At 39.3% G+C, this 19452-nt stretch carries 17 protein-coding genes; 5 read left to right on the top strand and 12 right to left on the bottom strand.

Going from position 1 to position 19452, the window contains the following annotated elements; all coding sequences use genetic code 11:
* The first annotated feature begins 10 nt into the window (after positions 1–10).
* From JO178_RS02185 to JO178_RS02170, 4 genes are all read left to right on the top strand, one after another.
* Complete coding sequence (locus JO178_RS02185) at positions 11–1087, top strand: serine hydrolase domain-containing protein (RefSeq protein WP_291930972.1); 1077 nt, start codon at positions 11–13, stop codon at positions 1085–1087.
* A 91-nt stretch (positions 1088–1178) separates the two neighbouring features.
* Complete coding sequence (locus JO178_RS02180) at positions 1179–2576, top strand: Gfo/Idh/MocA family oxidoreductase (protein WP_291930970.1); 1398 nt, start codon at positions 1179–1181, stop codon at positions 2574–2576.
* A complete protein-coding gene (locus tag JO178_RS02175) occupies positions 2566–3474 on the top strand; it encodes a sugar phosphate nucleotidyltransferase (RefSeq protein ID WP_291930968.1) in 909 nt (302 codons plus the stop codon). Before JO178_RS02180 ends, JO178_RS02175 begins: the two co-directional genes overlap by 11 nt.
* Complete coding sequence (locus JO178_RS02170) at positions 3465–4505, top strand: aminoglycoside phosphotransferase family protein (RefSeq protein WP_291930966.1); 1041 nt, start codon at positions 3465–3467, stop codon at positions 4503–4505. Before JO178_RS02175 ends, JO178_RS02170 begins: the two co-directional genes overlap by 10 nt.
* Before the next feature lie 71 nt (positions 4506–4576).
* Here JO178_RS02170 and JO178_RS02165 read toward each other — a convergent pair whose 3' ends face one another.
* The 6 genes from JO178_RS02165 to JO178_RS02140 form a co-directional block, all read right to left on the bottom strand.
* Complete coding sequence (locus tag JO178_RS02165; RefSeq protein WP_291930964.1) at positions 4577–5074, bottom strand: DNA-deoxyinosine glycosylase; 498 nt, start codon at positions 5072–5074, stop codon at positions 4577–4579.
* A gap of 92 nt (positions 5075–5166) precedes the next feature.
* Entirely contained in the window at positions 5167–7161 is a 1995-nt protein-coding gene (locus tag JO178_RS02160; RefSeq protein ID WP_291930962.1) for a S9 family peptidase, read from the bottom strand.
* Positions 7162–7501: 340 nt separating this feature from the next.
* Entirely contained in the window at positions 7502–7846 is a 345-nt protein-coding gene (locus JO178_RS02155) for a phage holin family protein (protein ID WP_291930960.1), read from the bottom strand.
* Between the two features lie 118 nt (positions 7847–7964).
* The gene (locus tag JO178_RS02150; RefSeq protein ID WP_291930958.1) at positions 7965–8387 is read right to left on the bottom strand and encodes a PaaI family thioesterase; all 423 of its coding nucleotides are present in this window, start codon (positions 8385–8387) and stop codon (positions 7965–7967) included.
* 126 nt (positions 8388–8513) lie between these two features.
* On the bottom strand, positions 8514–10064 hold the full coding sequence (locus JO178_RS02145; RefSeq protein WP_291930956.1) for a GMC family oxidoreductase N-terminal domain-containing protein: 1551 nt from the start codon (positions 10062–10064) through the stop codon (positions 8514–8516).
* A gap of 17 nt (positions 10065–10081) precedes the next feature.
* On the bottom strand, positions 10082–11488 hold the full coding sequence (locus tag JO178_RS02140) for an aldehyde dehydrogenase family protein (RefSeq protein ID WP_291930954.1): 1407 nt from the start codon (positions 11486–11488) through the stop codon (positions 10082–10084).
* 102 nt (positions 11489–11590) lie between these two features.
* Here JO178_RS02140 and JO178_RS02135 point away from each other — a divergent pair, with 102 nt between their 5' ends.
* A complete protein-coding gene (locus JO178_RS02135; RefSeq protein WP_291930952.1) occupies positions 11591–12460 on the top strand; it encodes an AraC family transcriptional regulator in 870 nt (289 codons plus the stop codon).
* Between the two features lie 260 nt (positions 12461–12720).
* On the opposite strand, the gene JO178_RS02130 is transcribed toward JO178_RS02135, so the two are convergent.
* The 6 genes from JO178_RS02130 to JO178_RS02105 form a co-directional block, all read right to left on the bottom strand.
* Positions 12721–14853 carry a type IA DNA topoisomerase gene (locus JO178_RS02130; RefSeq protein ID WP_291930950.1) on the bottom strand — a complete coding sequence of 711 codons (2133 nt, stop codon included), beginning with the start codon at positions 14851–14853 and terminating at the stop codon, positions 12721–12723.
* Between the two features lie 199 nt (positions 14854–15052).
* Positions 15053–15757, bottom strand: a complete 705-nt coding sequence (locus JO178_RS02125; protein ID WP_291930948.1) for a M17 family peptidase N-terminal domain-containing protein — start codon at positions 15755–15757, stop codon at positions 15053–15055.
* 12 nt (positions 15758–15769) lie between these two features.
* Positions 15770–16645 carry a pirin family protein gene (locus JO178_RS02120; protein WP_291930945.1) on the bottom strand — a complete coding sequence of 292 codons (876 nt, stop codon included), beginning with the start codon at positions 16643–16645 and terminating at the stop codon, positions 15770–15772.
* Positions 16646–16811: 166 nt separating this feature from the next.
* Positions 16812–17396 carry a Crp/Fnr family transcriptional regulator gene (locus JO178_RS02115; RefSeq protein ID WP_291930944.1) on the bottom strand — a complete coding sequence of 195 codons (585 nt, stop codon included), beginning with the start codon at positions 17394–17396 and terminating at the stop codon, positions 16812–16814.
* A gap of 10 nt (positions 17397–17406) precedes the next feature.
* The gene (locus JO178_RS02110; RefSeq protein WP_291930941.1) at positions 17407–17718 is read right to left on the bottom strand and encodes a hypothetical protein; all 312 of its coding nucleotides are present in this window, start codon (positions 17716–17718) and stop codon (positions 17407–17409) included.
* 99 nt (positions 17719–17817) lie between these two features.
* Positions 17818–19428 carry a Na+/H+ antiporter gene (locus JO178_RS02105; RefSeq protein ID WP_291930940.1) on the bottom strand — a complete coding sequence of 537 codons (1611 nt, stop codon included), beginning with the start codon at positions 19426–19428 and terminating at the stop codon, positions 17818–17820.
* Positions 19429–19452 lie beyond the last annotated feature (24 nt).

Raw genomic sequence — 19452 nt, 5'->3', positions numbered from 1 at the left:
AACCATTACTATGAAAAGAAAACTTTCAGGACTTCTGTTGATCATCATTCACTTTGCTTATCCGCAGCATAAACAAAAAGTTGAACAGGTAATTGATTCCTGTATAAAAAAAGATAATTTTAATGGGGCTGTCTTAATGGCTCGAAATGGAAACACTGAATTACTTACCTACACAGGTTTGTCCAACCGGCACTATAATATCAGTTTTTCTGATGAAACGAGATTTCCTATTTTTTCGCTCACAAAGACCTTTACTGCGGCACTGATCATGCAGCTTTATGAAAGGGGAAAAATTAATCTGGATGCCACAATTTCCACCTATTATCCCGAATATAAAGGAGAAGCGGCCCAAAAAGCCACGATAAGAAACCTGCTGACATACAGCAGCGGCAGAGAAAACAAAGATATCAGCTCACCAGAACTTATTCATCAGGCCTATGACAACACAATATGGAATCTGGATGAATTCATCACCACATATCTCTCTGAAAAACTAATTGACAAGCCCGGGACAAAATTCAGTTACAACAATGGTGATTTTATCCTCCTGGGAAAGATTATTGAAAAAATATACAATAAACCCTTTGAGGAAGTCCTGAAGGAGCAGATACTCGTTCCTCTCCATATGCAGAATACAGGATTTCTTCATCACAATGATATTATTAGAAATATAGACGAGGGATATTCGGCGGATTCATCCGATCCGTTTGCACTTCATATGCCTACCAATACCTATATTGACAATTTCTATTCAGCCGGAGCTATGTATTCTACGCCAAAAGATCTGCTCATCTTTGATCAGGCTCTATTCAACCATACTTTATTTAACAAAAAGACATTGGAAACCATGCTTACTGCAGATAAAAAGCTGGAAGATACAGCCCTTGGTTTCTGGGTATATCCAAAAAAATTCGGGTCTGTCAATAGCCTGTTTGCAGAACGTCAGGGAGAAGGATACGGACATAGCGCCAACTGGGTACATCTGGTAGATAAAGGGCTTACGTTAATTATTTTATCCAATACCAAAGACATTAAATACCTGAATAAAATGAGAGAAAAACTGATCATGGCCTATTACGGACAGTAAAATCAGCAACCTTTGAATCCCTAAATCCCTACTCTCCTTTCCCACTCCATCGTGATTTACAAAAGTTTTAATATATTTAGAAAAAAAATAGATGGATAATAGCACTTCCCGCAGAAGCTTTATTAAAACAGCAGCTTTAGCAAGTTTCGGAGCATTGGTTTTACCGAATTCTTTATTTGCGTATTCAAATGATTTTAAAACAGATAAGAAAGTCCGTGTTGGTTTTATCGGCGTGGGACTTCGCGGACAGGAACATGTAAAATTACTTGCAAAACGCAGTGATGTGGAAATAATAGCTTTTGCTGATCCTGATAAAAGAATGCTTTCTGCTTCACAAAAAATACTAAAAGACAATAATAAACCGGCTGCTCAGGAGTTTTCAAACGGTGAATACGACTATAGAAATCTTTTACAGTCAAAAAACATAGATGCGGTTGTCATTGCAAGTCCGTGGGAATGGCATCTGCCTCAGGGAGTGGAAGCGATGCGTGCTAAAAAGATTGTGGGAATGGAAGTTTCCGGAGCCATAAAGCTTCAGGACTGCTGGGAGTTTGTAAAGGTATATGAGGAAACTAAAGTTCCTATTTTCATGATGGAAAACGTCTGTTACCGAAGAGATATTATGGCCATCCTGAATATGGTGCGTAAAGGAATGTTCGGAGAACTGGTGCATGGAAGAGGCGGTTACCAGCATGATTTAAGAGGAGTCTTATTCAATGACGGGGTTACTCCTTACAATTCAGGAGTTGAATTTGGTGAAAAAGGGTTCAGTGAAGCAAAATGGCGGACTGAACATTATGTCAAACGCAATGGAGAACTTTATCCTACCCACGGATTAGGTCCGGTTGCCATGATGATGGACATCAACCGTGGAAACCGTTTAACAAGACTTTCTTCATTCTCATCAAAATCTGTAGGACTTCATAAATATATTGTGGAGCATGCTAAAGGTGGGGAAAATCATCCCAACGCAAAAGTAAAGTTCAATCAGGGAGATATAGTCACCACCCAGATTGCCTGCGCAAATGGTGAAACTATATTATTAACCCATGATACCAGCTTACAAAGACCCTACGATTTAGGATTCAGAGTCCAGGGAACCGAAGGCTTATGGCAGGATTTCGGATGGGGAGATTTTAATCAGGGACATATCTATTTTGAGAAAACAATGAATCATACCCACCGATGGGACAATACGGAAAAATGGATGAAGGAATACGACCATCCGATATGGAAAAAATTTGAAAGTACAGCTGCCGGAGCAGGACATGGCGGAATGGATTTCTTTGTGATGAATACGTTTATTGAATGTATCAAACGAAATATAGAATTTCCGATGGATGTTTATGATCTGGCTCTATGGTATTCAATTACCCCGCTGAGTGAAGAGTCTATTGCCAAAGGCGGTCAGGTTGTTGATATTCCTGATTTTACCAACGGAAAATGGAAAACCCGTAAACCTGTATTTGGAATGACCGATGAGTTCTAGAAAATCATTACTTATACTGGCAGGAGGATTAGGAAGTCGTTATAAAGGTCTCAAGCAGATCGACGGAATACTCGATAACGGATCTCCGATTCTGGAGTATTCTATTTATGATGCGCTGGAAGCAGGATTTCATAAAGTGGTTGTGATTGTTAATAGACTGATTCCTCAAAGTTATATTGAACGTCTTAATGCGATTGCACAAAAAAAAGAATTTGAGTTACAGTGGATTTATCAGGAAATGAACAGCATCCCTGTCGGAGGTTTTGATTATTTTGAACGTGAAAAACCCTGGGGAACCGCTCATGCTGTTCTTTGTGCCAAATATGCGATACAGGAACCTTTTGTTATGATCAATGCTGATGATTTTTATGGAAAAGAAGCCTTTCAGCTGGCTGCTCATGAAATCAATCACCACCATATTTCGGCGCTGCAGTTTGGTATGGCTGCCTATCCGGTAAGAACTACATTAAGCGGAAACGGAAGCGTAGCCAGAGGAATATGTACACTGGATACTGAAAATTTCCTGATCAGTGTGGAAGAACAAACTTCTATTCAAAAAATCAACGAGTCTATCATCTATACTGAAAACGGGAAAAATATAAAAATAGATCCGGATACTTTGGTATCTATGAACTTCTTTATTTTTTACCCTACTCTTTTCTGTTCTCTGGAGGCTTATTTCTATGACTTTATAGAGTCCGGTCCTTTACCTTCTCAGGAGTTTTATATTCCTTCAGCTATCCAGAGAATGATTGATGAACATAAAGTAAAAGTAATGGTAAAGTCTTCTCCTTCACAATGGATGGGTGTAACCTATGCAGACGATAAAAAAACAATTAAGAATTTTCTTATCTCAGAAATTCAGAAAAACAGATATCCGGAAGATTTATGGATTTAAAAGCTATTATAACTCAATTTATCGGCTCCCGGCAATACTCCCTCACTCCCATCAATGACGGATTAATCAATACTACTTATCTTCTGGAAGATCCGGAGCAACAGAAAAAATATATCCTTCAGAAAATCAATCAGACGGTTTTCAGGCATCCGGAGATGATCATCCATAATCATCTAATAATTAATGAACTCCTCAGATCAAATAATTATCATTTTCAAATTATAGAGCCTATCCCCTCTCTTACTAACCAGCTTTTGATAAAAGACGCCAATGGTGAGCCATGGCGTATGCTGAGTTTTGTAGAAAACAGTGTTACCTTTCTTACTGCTCCGTCTGTACAGACAGCTTTTGAAGCGGCTAAAACATTCAGTTATTTTCTTGCTACGGTAAATACTGAAAAACTACCTGCTCTTGAAGATACCCTTCCGGGCTTCCTCAATTTTGAAAAAAGAATTACAGATTATAAAAACTCGCTAAAAAATGCAGCGCCTCATTTAAGAGAAAATGCAAAAACTGAAATAGAAATCACCAACGAGCTGCTGGACTTACCTGACCAATGGATCGAAATGGAAAAAAGTAATCAGATTCCCAAAAGGATCATCCATGCAGATGTAAAAATCAGTAACATACTCTTTGATCATCATCATCATCCACTGGCTGTAATCGATCTGGATACCATAATGATTTCTACGATTTTATATGATTTCGGAACAATGGTTCAGTCTTATACCAACGCCACCTGTGAAGATGACGGCAGTGCCACAAACAATTTCAATCCTGAAATGTATAAGGCTGTAAAAGAAGGGTTCTTATTCCATCTGAAAGAAAAACTGACTCCGGAAGAATCAGGGAATCTTGATTATGCCGCGCAAGTTGCCGTTTATATTCAGGAACTTCGTTTTTTAACGGATTATCTGAATGGAAGTGTCTATTATTCTACAAAATATCCTGAGCATAATTTGGACCGGACTAAAAACCAGCTAGAATTACTGAAAGGGCTTAGACTGTATCTGGGAATACATAATTTCTAACCTTTAAATTCCCGCAGCATGATAAAATCTACGGATTGATAGAGCATTCTGCGGGAATCTGTATTTTAGAATTATTCTCTGCCCAGAAATTCCAGAATTTTCTTCCATTCTTCAAGTTTTTTTTCAAATGAAACGGTATGAAGCGGGCTTGTGGAAGGCAGTAAAATAACCGGTATCCTGTAATTTTTTCCCAGAAGTTTCTGTAAACTCTTATATGATTTGCCTCCGTTACAGAAAATGGCTTTGATATTTGGATGCTTTTGCAGCAATTCTTCTATTTGATTGGCTTCTTCGTTTTTAATTTCCGAATCCAGACTTCCTTTTCTTTCGCATGAATCAATAACATCCCAAAGTGCCATGTGATGCTTCTTTATTATTTTGATTCTCTGTGTATAATCTTCAGTAAATTCTTCCTGAAGCAGCTCAAAAATAATGCGCCAGAATTTGTTCTGAGGATGAGCGTAATACTGTTGCTTTTCCAGTGATTTCACTCCCGGAATTGAGCCTAAAATCAGAATTTCAGACCGGAAATCAATCAGTGGCGGAAATGAGGAAATACGATTTTGCATATTCAAATATATACATTTTGGCTAAAGCCATTGTTTTTTTATAATGAAAAAAGCGGGCTAAAGCCCGCTTTTATTACTATTTTTATATTGATTTACAATGTTTCTTTCAGCCAGTCGAAGAATTCTCTCTGCCACACCAATCCGTTTTGCGGATGGAGTACCCAGTGATTTTCGTTCGGGAAATACACCAGTTTAGATTTTAATCCCCTTAATTTTGCAGCCTGGAAAGCTTCCTGTCCCTGCTCGTAAGGTACACGGAAATCAATTCCTCCCTGAACGATCATGATGGGCTTATTCCATTTGTCGACAAAATTGCTTGGATTGAATTCTGTATATGCTTTTGGAAGTGGCTTTTCCCAGGGAGAACCTAAGTCCCAGTTGGCAAACCAGAGTTCTTCAGTAGTAAGATACCATGATTTCATGTCAAATAATCCATCGTGAGCAATGAACGTTTTGAATCTGTTTTCATGAATCCCAGCCAGCATAAATACACTATAACCACCATAGCTTGCCCCTACTGCGGCCACTCTGTCGCCGTCTACATAAGGTAAAGTTTTCGCGTAGTCTGTTGCTGCCAGATAATCTCTCATTGGCTGTCCGCCCCAGTCTCTTGAAATATCTTCATTCCATTTTGTTCCCCAACCCGGCATTCCTCTTCTGTTGGGAGCCACTACGATATAATCGTTTGCTGTCATTAAAGCGAAGTTCCATCTCACACTGAAATATTGCGTCAGTGCAGATTGTGGTCCTCCCTGACAGTATACAAGTGTCGGATATTTTTTATTCGGATCAAAGTTGGGTGGATAATGGAACCATACTCCCATTTCTTTACCATCCGAAGTTTTTACCATTTTAAGTTCAGATTTTCCCTGAGCCAGCTTAGCGTAAGCATCTTTGTTTGCTTCAGTCACCGGCTTCATTTCTCCGTCCTTAAGGTTAACGGAAAAAATCTCCGTAGCATGGTTTACATCGGTTCTTCCAACTAAAAGGGAAGTTTTATTGTCTGTAAAGATTTCGTTAACATCAAAATTACCCTTTGTAATCTGCTGTACTTTTGCTGATTTTGAGTCCAGTGAGAAAAGCTGTTTTGTTCCTCTGTAAGCAGCCGTGAAATAAATTGTTTTTGAATCTGCTCCCCAAAGAACATCTCCTGAAACGCTGTCATCCCATCCTGCAGTAAGATTGGTTGTTTTTCCCGATTTCCAATCCAGGATTTTTACATCATTTTTATCAGCTTCATAGCCATCTCTGGCCATACTTTGCCAGATCAATGATTTTCCATCCGGACTGAACTTAGGATTAACATCGTAGCCTTTATTGGATTCCGTTAAATTTTTAGTAGTTCCTGAAGCCAGATCATAAGCAAAAATATCAGTATTGGTACTTGTAGAATACTCTTTACCGCTTTTGGGTTTTGTAACATACAAAAGCTGTGCAGAGTCCGGGCTCCAGATAAAATCTTCAGCACCACCGAAAGGTCTTTGAGGAGAATCCCATGCTTTTCCTTCTAACAGATCTTTTGCTGATTCTGTTTTTTCGGAAATATTCACTACAAACACATGGTTGTATTTTCCTTCATTGAAATAATCCCAGTGTCTGTGATTCAGATCTGTATATACCTGAGCTGTTGTTTTAGGCGTATCTGTGAATTTATCTTTCCCCATTACTTTCTCTACCAATACCTGTTTGCTGAAAGCAATCTTTTTACCGTCTGGAGAAATGACAATATTGTCAACTTCACCAATGGTATAAAATTCTGACCAGGTTTTTCCTGCATCTTTTGAAAGATATATTTTATCTCCTTCCTGAGCATAAATTCCGTTTTTATCCCATTGGATAAGGGATTTTTTACCGAAATCAATTTTAGAAGACTGGTGGTTAAGAACATTCAGAAAGTAGTTCTCATTTTTTGTTTTTTCTGTTTTCAGATCTACCTGTCCTACTTTATAGATAACAGAAGCCTGATCTGGTGAAACAGCCTGTACTCCTACTTTTTTCAAAGTCCAAAGAATTTCAGGCGTCATTAATTGTTGTGCATTCATTAAAAGCGGAGCTGCCAGAGCCAGCAGGCTGTACTTAAGTTTCATATGTTGATATTCATTTTTTAGCGGATCTGCAAAACCATATTGATTTCATTAAATCCTTTCATTACATTCAAAGATTGCCAAAGTTAATATTTAAAATAAAAATGACCGAGATAATTAACAAAAAGTTCGTGTTTTAAATAAAAAATAAAAGGTATAAATGATAAATCAACAGATCTATTCATTTTCATTGATCAGAATTCCTGTCTATACACCTGCTTAAACTCCGGCTCTTCACACATCCATGCCTCATATCCCTTCCTTAAAATACATTCCGAATCCTGTGAAAAAAAAGTCCGTCAGCAATATACCGACGGACTTTTTTAAAAGGTATGATAATCCATTAATTACCATCTGAGAACATTGAATTCGCCAGAGAAGTGACAATTGACAACAGAATACTGAAGATAAATGCCCACCAGAAACCATCCACTACCATGCTGTCTATAAAATAGTCTGCAATCATAATGATTCCTGCATTAATAACCAATGCAAAGAAACCTAATGTAATAATGGTGAGCGGAAGCCCGAATAAACTGAGAACAGGCTTCACAAATATGTTTAAAACCCCCAGTACAATAGCAAAAATAATTGCCGAAGAAAACCCTTCAAAATGTACTCCCGGTAAAATTTTAGTTAAGAGATAAGCAACTATCGCTGTTACAAACAATCGGATAATTAAATTCATAGAGATATTTTTTAATGTTTATGGGTGGTACGGAGCAAAAGCCATTCCATTCCGACGAAAAAATTTCGTAAAAACTCTTTATTGAAGGAATATACCACCCATTTATTCCCCTAATTTTCTATTTTATTTTCATCATGGTTACCAATGAAGTAGCTACGTGGCTTTCTGAATCGGAATTTTCATGCTGAACATAAATTTCAGTTCTTATGACACTGATTTTAGCACCGCCTTTGATTACATATGACTTTGAAACCAGGAAATCCCCCATTGCAGGTCTTAAATAATTCACCTTCAGTTCTATGGTCACTACATAACAGTCTTCTTCATAATGGCTCACAGCGGCGTATCCGGATGAAACATCCACCAGCGAAGCAATCATCGCGCCGTTGAACATGCCTGCTTTTCGGGTCATGATTTCCATTTTCGGGATTTTCATAGAAATAAAATCTGTTTCTACTTCCAGGAGTTCTGCTCTGTAAAACTTCAGAGTCTCTGAGCGGCTAAAACTGTCTGTAATTAATTTTCTTTTTTCAGGGGTCATAAATTTTATTTTTACCCAAAGGTAAGACCTATGATGTTGTATCTCCACTATATTTTTTTAAAAAGTCATAAAAAAAGCCATCTTCACACGAGTGAGACGGCTTTTTCTGAGTTTTCAAACTCTATTTTAAACTAACAATAATTTTTCTGATGAATATTGCGTGATCAGCCCGTGATCTTCTTTAATCATATCGGCTGCTTTTTCTCCAATCATAATAGTAGGAGCATTCGTATTTCCGGAAACCACATCCGGCATTACGGAAGCATCCGCTACTCTCAGACCTTTAAGTCCGTAAACTTTTAATCTCGGATCCACAACGGAGGAGCTGTCTGTTCCCATTTTACAGGTTCCGGTCATATGATGATAAGTGGAACAGGATTTCCTGATATAATCCATCACCTCTTCTTTTGTTTTTCCCTCTCCGGGATATATTTCGCCGTCATTCCATTCTTTCATAGCTTCCGTTCTTCCCATTTCACGGCAGATCTCAACGCACTTGTAAAGAGCTTCCAGATCAGATTCCTCAGAAAGATACCTTGGATTGATTTCCGGAGCATCAGAAGGATCAGAAGAGATCAGTTTAATATATCCTCTGCTTGCAGGTCTGATAAATCCGGCACAGAAAGTAAAGGCATTTTCAGGTCCCGTAAATCCCGGACTATAGTAAGGAATCCCCATGAACAAAGGCTGAAGATCCGGAAAAACCATTTCCTTTTTACTTTTCCAGAATAATTGGGCTTCCAGCAGATTGGCTTCCGGAGCAGGAATCTCTTTTTTGGCTTTAAAAATAACGCTGGCCAGCAAATGATCCTGAAGGTTTTTCCCTACACCTATCAAATCACGGATCACAGTAATGCCTACCGACTCCAGTTCTTCTCTGTCACCGATTCCCGAAAGCATAAGGAGCTTTGCAGATTCTATCGTTCCGCATGCAACAATGACTTCTTTTTCTGCCCTTGCTTCCTGAAGTTCGCCATTTTTTCTATACTGAACGCCTACACACTGATCTCCTTCAAATAAAAGTTTTTGAGCCAGAGCATCTGTCTGAATATCTAAATTGCCGCGTGATTCTGCTGTATCCAGAAATGCCTTTGCTGTGGAACATCTTTTACCGTCTTTCCCGACGCTAAGATGATTAAGTCCTGCCCCCCAGATTTCCTTATTGAAATCATCAGTCAAAGGGTATCCCATTTCTTTACACGCTTCAATAGCGCTTAGTGAAATGGCATTAGGATGTTTGATCCGGCTTACATAAAGCGGCCCGTTTCCTCCATGAATATGATCTTCGCCATCTTCATGCGTTTCAGACTTTTTAAAATAGGGTAAAACACTTTCCCAGTCCCAGCCCGTACATCCTTTATACGCCCAGCTGTCGTAATCCTGCTGATGCCCTCTGATATAGATCATCCCGTTGATAGAACTGGACCCTCCAAGTGTTTTTCCACGTGGCCAGTATCTGGTATTTCCTCCGGCGGCATCCTGAGCAACCGTATGATATGCCCAGTCTCTTTCCGTATTCCATATGGCAGGCCAGCCCACCTGTTCCTGTACTTCTGCTACTTTGTCATCAGGACCTGCTTCCAGAACAAGTACACGTATATTTTCATTTTCTGTTAATCTGTTGGCGATGACAGCTCCCGCTGAGCCGGATCCTATCACTATAAAATCGTATTTCATAAGTTCTGATTTGATTTTTATTTTTTAATACTGATCACTTTAGGAACGGTAACGGCTTTCAGTCCTTCCATTCCGAATTCTACTCCGTAGCCGGATTGTTTTGCTCCTCCAAAAGGCACAAAAGGATGGATCGCTCCATGCTGATTGATCCAGACTGTTCCTGCTTCCAGCTGTGATGCCACCTTCTGAGCCTTATCAAGATCATCGCTCCATACCGAAGCTCCCAGTCCGTTTTCTGAAGCGTTGGCCTTCTCAACGGCTTCTTCCAGTGTTTTATACTGAATAATGGGCAGCACAGGCCCGAACTGTTCTTCATCTACGATCCGGTCTCCGTTATCCACGTTCCCCACAAGCGTTACAGGAATAAAATATCCTTCCAGATCAGGTTTCTGACCTTTAAATACAAAATCAGCCCCTGTATTTTCGGCATCGCGGATCAGCTCCTGAATTTTATCGTACTGCATTTTATTCTGTATTGGCCCAAGAACAACACCTCCGTCAGCTCCGTTACCCATCGGAATATGGGAAGAGTATTCGGCCAGAGCAGCGACTACATTTTCATAATCATCTTCGTGAACGTACAGCCTTTTTAAGCAGGCACAGGTTTGTCCCATATTCAGGAAGGCTCCCCAGAAAATACTCTCGATATGTTTGGCGATATCAAGACCCGGTACAATAATTCCGGCGTCATTTCCTCCGCATTCTAAGGTTAAACGGGCCATATTACCGGCTGACGCTTCAATCACTTTCTTACCTGTGGCAATGGAACCGGTAAACATAATTTTTCCGATATCGGGATGCCCTGTCAGGTAGCTTCCTACTTCTCCTCTTCCCGTTATGACCTGCAGAACATCTTCCGGAAGTACGGTATTGATTACCTTTATCATTTCCAGACTGCAATATGTGGTATATTCCGAAGGCTTGATAATCACAGTATTTCCCATTCTCAGAGAGGGAATAATCTGCCAGACTGCAATCATAAGAGGCCAGTTCCACGGAGCAATAGCCGCCACTACACCAATCGGATTTCTGTATAAAATGTCTTTTCTTGTCTCATCCTCAAACACAATCTCTTCGGGTAAATCCAGTGATGCCGGAACCTGAGTCCAGCCTACACAACCCTGCATTTCAAAATGGGCTCCCGGACCGTTCAGCGGTTTTCCCTGTTCCTTCGTAATCCATTCAGCAAGATATTGAGAGTTCTTTTCCAAAGCCTCTGCTACTTTTAATATAATTTCTTTTCTTTCAGCATCCGGTCTGGCCGACCACAGTTTTTGGGCTTTTTTTGCTTTTTTAATTTTTATATCGATCTCCTCCCGGGAAGTATCGGTTACCTCTCCAATAACCTCTAAAGTAGAGGGATTCAGGGATACAAAGGGAGTATTGACAGCGGGAGCTTCTCCCACAAATGATGTATTTTCCATGTTTCAAATTATTTTGTATTTTACGTAATTCGAAAATGACGAAAACATGGTATAAATTATTTACTTATTCTCTATTTTTTTTAACCTAAACTCTTGCATATCATGGAAAAAATCGAAGAAAGAACTGTTTTCAGCATTCCTTTTGGTGAACTGAATGTGTTTGAAACCAATGTGGTTTGTCATGATTTCCCTTTCTTTTTTGAAAAACCTGTGATCACGCTCATGCTGAGTGGAAACAAAATCATCCGAAATGAAGAGGAAAGCTTTGAATTTAAAGAAAGAAGTGTATTTATCCCACCCTGTAATAAAGATCTCAGTATCGACATCCATCCTGATTTTCATGAGCCCACCAAATGCCTGGTCCTGAACATAGAACAGGAATATATTGACCATGTTTTCTCGGAAGTAATCGAAAACTGGCATCCCGACTGGGACAGAACGGGCATTATGATGAAGGAAAATACGGTGAAAAAATTCATCAGTTCGGATGAATCGCTATGGAGAAGCTTAACGAATCTTTATAACAGAAGAATAGATGAAAACCGGTACAGAACATCTGATTTTCTTTTAAGCCTAAGCCTTAAGGAACTCATTTATGAGCTGATGAAAACCAATGCAAAACATATCCTGTTCCAATCTGATAAAACAGAGACTATCCAAAACGGACTTCAGGAAGTGGTTCATTTTATCAAACAAAACTACAGAGAGCCCATTACTATTAAAAAGCTGTCCTCACTAGCCGGAATGAGTGAAGCCAATCTGTTTAAAAAGTTTAAACATTCCTATAATTGTACTCCTGTAGAATATATTATTCAGTTGAGAATAGAGCATGCTAAACAGTTATTGATCAGCAATCCGGAAATTGGAATTAAAAACATCTGCTTTGAATCCGGGTTTAATACACTGGAATATTTTTACAGAAAATTTACGCAGATTACAGGGAAATCTCCGAAAAAGTTCACTATAAATTAATATTTTAGGATTCTGAATATTGCTTTTTAAGATAACGCGTTTGACTGGCAGTCAAAAGGTTACGGATTTGAATCCTGTATTCTCTACTCTTAATAGACCATGAATGTCAGATTACCCCTGTCTTCAAAAAATTTTATAACTTTTGAATTCACCCTTCCGAGGGAAGGACATTATTCTTTTTCCGTTGAAATATTGGGGAAACTTACAAAGTGTAGGGTTATTTATGCTTTAAAGATTATCTGCTTTTATTCATTAACTTCTTAAGCAAGCTGTACCTGGAAATCATCAGGTAAAGAGAGCACACCTTCTGTCAAACCTTCGGGATGTGTACTAAACCCTTTCAGCTTTGAAGTTTTTCCTTTTAAGACAAGATCCATCAACTGCTTATCCGAAAGTTTCTTTCCGAAGATTTCAAAGCTGATTTTAAATCCGCAGTTCTTAAAATCAGAACAGCCGACTGCCGTTTTCCCTTTGATCAGATTGTGTTCTTTACATTTCGGACATTTTGTTTCTTCCCAGGACTGAAGTTCCTTTTTCTGAGCCGGCTCCCTCTTCTTCTTTTCTTTCACCACTTCCTTCTCTTCTTCCTGCAGGGTAATGACTTTTCCTTTTCCGTAGACGACTTTCTCGGTAAGTTCTGTTACCATCTGGATCAGTTCTTCTTTAAAATGATTGGCTTCATATTCACCTTTTTCAATCTTACGAAGTTTTGATTCCCATTCACCCGTAAGTTCCGGACTCTTTAAAAGTTCGTCTTCAATGGTATCGATAAGCTGAATTCCGGTTTGGGTAGCAATCAGATTTTTTCGCTTCTTTTCAATGTACTTTCTTTTAAAAAGTGTTTCAATGATGTTTGCCCGGGTAGAAGGTCTTCCAATCCCGTTGTTTTTCAACATTTCACGTAATTCTTCGTCTTCCACCTGTTTTCCGGCAGTTTCCATTGCTCTCAGCAAGGTGGCTTCCGTGTAAGGTTTTGGAGGAGTAGTTTTCCCTTGGTGAATCATAGGATCGTGTGGCCCGGTTTCACCTACGGTAAATTCAGGAATAGTTTGTTCCTCTTCTTTTTCTTTCTCCTTATCTTTATCCGTGGTTTCTTCCTTAGGTTCTTTGGCATAAACCGCTCTCCATCCTGGTTCCAGGACTTGTCTTCCACTGGTTTTGAAAGGAATAGTTCCTACTTTACCTTCCACCAAAGTATTTGAAATTTTACATTCCGGATAGAAAACAGCAATGAAACGTTTTGCAATCAGGTCATAGATCAGTTTTTCTTCCCTGCTCAGATTCTGGGAAGGAGGAACTTCCGTAGGAATAATCGCATGGTGATCGGTAACTTTAGTATCATCAAATACTGCTTTTGACTTTGGAATCGGAGCTTCCAGTAAAGGAGCAATCAATTCCTGATAGGGATACATTTTTTTTAGAATCCCCTCTATTTTTGGATATAAACTGTCTGATAAATAGGTAGTATCAACACGTGGATAGGTTACATGCTTCTTTTCATAAAGACTCTGAACATAGTTCAGTGTATTTTCTGCAGAATATCCGTATTTTTTATTGGCTTCTACCTGTAATCCCGTTAAATCGAACAGTCTTGGATTCTTTTCTTTCCCTTCTTTAATTTCGAAAGAAACAATTTCAAATGGATTTACTTTAAGGTATTCCAATCCTTTTTCAGCGCGTTCCAGGGTTTTCAGACGGTCAATCGCTGCATTGAAAATAACATCACGATATTTGGTTTTTAGTTCCCAGTATTCTTCGGTAGTAAAGGCATCAATTTCTTTCTGACGCTGAACCAGCATGGCCAGTGTAGGTGTCTGTACTCTTCCGATGGAAAGCACTGCTTTATTGCCACCGAATTTCTTGGTGAAAAGTCTCGTTGCATTGATTCCCAGCAACCAGTCTCCGATCGCTCTTGCATTTCCGGCAAGATAAAGGTTTTTATAATCTTCTGCAGGTTTCAGACTGTCGAATCCTTCTTTAATTGCTTCTTCCGTCAGGGATGAAATCCATAAACGCTGAATGGGTTTGTTACATTTTGCTTTCTGCAACACCCAGCGCTGGATCAGCTCTCCTTCCTGACCGGCATCCCCGCAATTAATGACCTCATCACATTCTTCCACTAACCGCTCGATGACCTTAAACTGGTTTTCCACTCCTTTATTCGGAATCAGCTTGATCCCGAAACTGCTGGGAATAATAGGCAGCAGAAATAAATTCCAGGATTTGTATTGCGGACCGTAATCATGAGGTTCTTTCAGCGTACAAAGGTGCCCGAACGTCCATGTCACACAATAGCCGTTTCCTTCCATATAGCCTTGTTTAGGCGTGGTAGCACCTAATACTTTGGCGATATCTCTGGCTACACTCGGTTTTTCGGCAATACATAATTTCATGAACTCGGGTTTATTGAAGAAGGCAAAAATCGGGATTTTTTTTGACTTTTCAAATTTAGTTAAGAATGATGACTGAACCTGAAATGTTAAAGCCTGCAAAACTTACACTTACACTATTTTCAAAAACTCTGAGTGAAAATTCAAAAAGCCTCCTTATAAAAAGGAGGCTGAATCAACAATACTAATGAAACTAAGTTCATTATTTATTTTTCACTTCTGCAATAGCATCGGAAATTCCCTCACCTGCAGTTTCAAAGAAGGAAGGACCGGCAAGCAGATATACTTTTTCCAGTTTTCTGGTATTTGATAATTGGTGTTCTTTCAGATAATTTTCAGCACGGCTGGCGTGTACAATCCCTTTTACTATATTTCCTGCGATTAAAGCGGTGGGAGAATCTATTCCCGCATCTTTCAGATCGCTGGCAAAAGCAAAATCTGTAAGTCCGAGCCTCATGACTTCACGGGCGGCCACCTCACCTACCGATGTCATCAGATCGGGCGTAAACGCAGCCCTGTTTCCTAAACCGATCAGCAGTAATTTTTTTGCCGAAATGGATCCTGCAGGTGGTGTAATCAATAGAGTTTCCAAAGAATGTCCCTGAAACTGTCCTGATTTTCTGATATTGGTAAGCTCTCCTTTTAAGGCTTCGTCCAGATGAACTAAACCATTGAGGTTCGCAGGTAAAGCCGGAGCTTTAAAAATATCTCCCTCGGTATATTCAAAAACACAGGCCACCTGAAGTTGAGCGTCTGCTGAAGAAGGTCCCTGAACCAAACCTATCATGGAAATCCCATCTACGGAACCCCAGTTTTTTGATGTTCCTACGCTTGTAGTCTGTGCCAATATCAGGTTTGAAAACACTAATACAGCTGCTATCATTATTTTGTTTACCGAATTTTTCATGATATTGTTATTTTACATAGTCATCGGAACTTCCATAAGAAGAATTTCCGTATCGTCTTTAAGTATTTTGATGGGCAATTCCTGAGTATTCCATACTCCGAACCCGTCTCGCGCTTCCAGTATTTGTTCGCCAATTTCTGCACTTCCTTTAATCATGAAAACATAGACTCCGTTTCCTTTCTTTCTGATCTGATAGTTCTTTTCCGTATCCTTTTCAAAAGTTCCCAGATGAAACCATGCATCCTGATGAATCCAGACCCCTTCATCATCTGCATTCGGCGAAAGAATCTGCTGGAATGCATTATGACTTTTTGTTGTATCTAAAGTGATCTGATCATATCTTGGAGTCACATTTCTTTTTTTAGGGTATACCCAGATCTGAAGAAATTTCACCAACTGATCATTATTTTTATTGAATTCACTGTGCATGATTCCTGTTCCCGCACTCATTACCTGAATATCTCCACTTTTAATAATGGCAGTATTTCCCATGTTGTCTTTATGTTCAAGATCGCCTTCCAGAGGAATACTGATAATTTCCATATTGTCGTGCGGATGGGTTCCGAAGCCTCTCCCGGCCTCTACTTTATCATCGTTCAAAACTCTCAGCACTCCGAAATGCATTCTTTCAGGGTTATAATAGTTGGCAAAACTGAACGTATGATTACTCAACAGCCAACCATGATCTGCTTTCCCTCTTGAATCAGCTTTGTGGAGTACAGAGTTTTCTTTAATCTTTGAATCTGTATTGGGCAAATGATTGTATCCGATCGGCTCCAGAGGCTCGATCTCATCAATCTCATTTTTCATTGAATTAGCAAGAGATGCTGATGTTACAAACATTCCTGTTCCCAATAAACCTTTCTTTAAAAAATCCTTTCTGTCCATATCAAATTGTTATTTATTCATTTTTGATAAGACAAATGTAGACAAACCAAAGTGCCCGGACATTTAACTAGTTTAATAAATGACCTGACAGCAAAAAAAAATGCCAGATACTAAAATAGTATCCGGTATGATATATTTTCGGATTAACCGTACCCCTCACGGAAGTTTACTTCTCTTTCGAAGCAAGACGCTTTCTGATGGTACTTACAAATTCTTTGGAAACTCCCAGATATGAAGCTATATAATACTGAGCCACTCTCTGAGGAATGGAAGGATATACTTTTATAAACTCAAGATACCGGTCTGAAGCCGTTTTTGAAATTGTATCTACCAAACGGCTTTGAAGGGTTACCAGATTTCGCTGAATCAAAAGTCTGAACACTCTTTCAAATTTAGGAAACTCCTGTAACAATTGTTCTTTCGTCGCCGGATTCAGCATATAGATTTCAGAATCCTCCAATGTTTCAATATATACTTTAGAAGGCTTTTGCTCCTGAAAAGAGGCGATGTCACTGATCCACCAGTCTTCGATAGCAAAGAGTATCGTGACCTCGGTACCGTTATCATCCAGACAGTACATCCGCAGACATCCTTTATGAATATACCCTTCAAACTGGCAGATTTCTCCTTCTCTCAACAAAACCGTTTTCTTGGGGAAAGTCTCACAGACCAGTAAATCTGTAAAAAATTGTTTTTCCTCAGGAGATATCGTGATAAATCGTTCAATGTTTTTGATGATATTTTCAAACATAGATTAAAGTTTACTCCCGCAAATTAGGAAAAAGACTGTAAACTTCATTCTTCAAAAGTCCACTTCCTCCTCCGTAGTGGTCGATCACTTTAACATCGGTATCCAAATCTGCACAAAATACCTTTATATCACGCTCAAAATCATCTTCCAGCCCGGAACTTAGAAGGACAATATCTACTTTATTATTTTTGATATATTCATAACAGAAGTTTTCATCGCTTTGAATTTCAGCAGTCCATCCTTCGTTATTTTCTATAATTCTTTTTAAGACCTCCAGAATTTCCTGATTCTTTCCGATCACCAAAAAATGTAATGTTTTCATTGGGTTTGGGTTTAAGTTTCAAATTTTAAAGCGGGCAGTTGAGAGTTTAGAGTTCAAAGTTGATGATTAAGTTTCAGACCGGCAACAATTTTCAATTCGTTATAAATGTTTGTTTCCCGTTATTTTCAATTCATTCAGGTCCAGTTGGGATTCAGCTTTCCTGATCTCATCATCACTAAACTGTTTTTCACGTTTCATTTTAAACAGCTCTTTTCTCTGGAGCGCAATAATCTCAAGCACAATTTTATGAAATATCTTCATATCATGCTGTCTGTCATTACACATTTCAATGGAACTCAAATGATTCTGATGAAGCTGTATATCTTGCTGCAAACCTTTCCTGAAGTTTCCTACAAGACTATTGTCGTTCACTGTTTTTTTATATTCCTTATCGAGTTTATTCACTGCCAGCTGATCAAGCCTCATCTGTATTCCTGCCTGTTGTTCGTGAGAAGGAAGAATATCATCAATCTCTCCGATTTTGGTTAATTTTATAATCAGAGGCAAAGTAAGTCCCTGGAACACCAGGGTCACAAAAATAACGATAAATGTGATAAAAATAATCAGATTCCGCATTGGAAACTGAGCCTGATCATTCATCATCACAGGAATCGATAACGCGGTCGCCAGAGAAACAACACCTCTCATTCCTGCCCATCCGATAATCAAAGGGTTTTTCCAGCCCGGACTTGGATCACGGCGGGCTTTTTCACTCAGCCATCTCGGAAGATGAGCCACCGGATAAATCCATAAAAGACGTACGATAATGACGATAAGACTGATAATTAAACCATATTTAATTCCATCCGCTAAAGAAGTTTCTCCCAAACCATTGATAATCTCCGGCAGCTCAAGTCCTATTAATACAAAAACCAAAGCGTTCATCACAAAAATCAGGGTATTCCAGACTCCGGTCATATTGATCCTCGTTGTTCCGGTTTTAAAAATCTCATGCGCACGGAAAGACATAAATAAGCCTCCGCTTACCACCGCCATTACTCCTGAAAAATGAAAATGTTCTGCCGAAAGAAACAGAATATAAGGGGTAATTACTGTAATCGCAGCATCAATAGCGGGAGTCGTCGGCAGAAACCGGTGAATGGCATAAAATATATGGGCTCCGATAATTCCCACTACAATTCCCATTCCTGCAACAAGAAAAAACTGTCCCGTAGCTTCTTGCATGGAAAAAGTGCCGGTAATGACAGCCGCCAGAGCAAATCTGAAAACAATCAGTGATGAAGCATCGTTAATCAGGCTTTCACCTTCCAGAATTGCAATGGTGCGCTTGGGAACTTTTAGACCTTTCAGTACTGTTGTAGCTGCTACAGCATCCGGCGGAGAAACAATACCTCCGAGTAAAAATCCCAATGCCAGTGTAAAACCGGGAATCAGTATCTGTGCAGTATAAGCTACCACCAATGAAGTCAGAAACACTAGTCCGAAAGCCAGCAGGCTGACCGGTCTTTTCCATTTCCAGAAATCATTCCATGAAGTATACCAGGCGGCTTCATACAAAAGAGGGGGTAAAAAAATTAAAAATATAATCTCCGGATCCAGCTTTAAAACAGGAACTCCGGGAATCATACTGATTCCTAATCCCGCCAGAACCAAAAAAATAGGATAGGCAATTCTGATTCTTTGTGCAAGCATCACCAGCATCATGACAATAAGCAGCAGCCCCAGTATTAAAAGTAGTTTTTCATGCATAGGTTGGGTTGATTGTTGGGTTGA

This window comes from Chryseobacterium sp., from assembly GCF_019236175.1.
Classification (GTDB): domain Bacteria; phylum Bacteroidota; class Bacteroidia; order Flavobacteriales; family Weeksellaceae; genus Chryseobacterium.
This window is presented reverse-complemented; position numbering and strand designations above follow the sequence as displayed.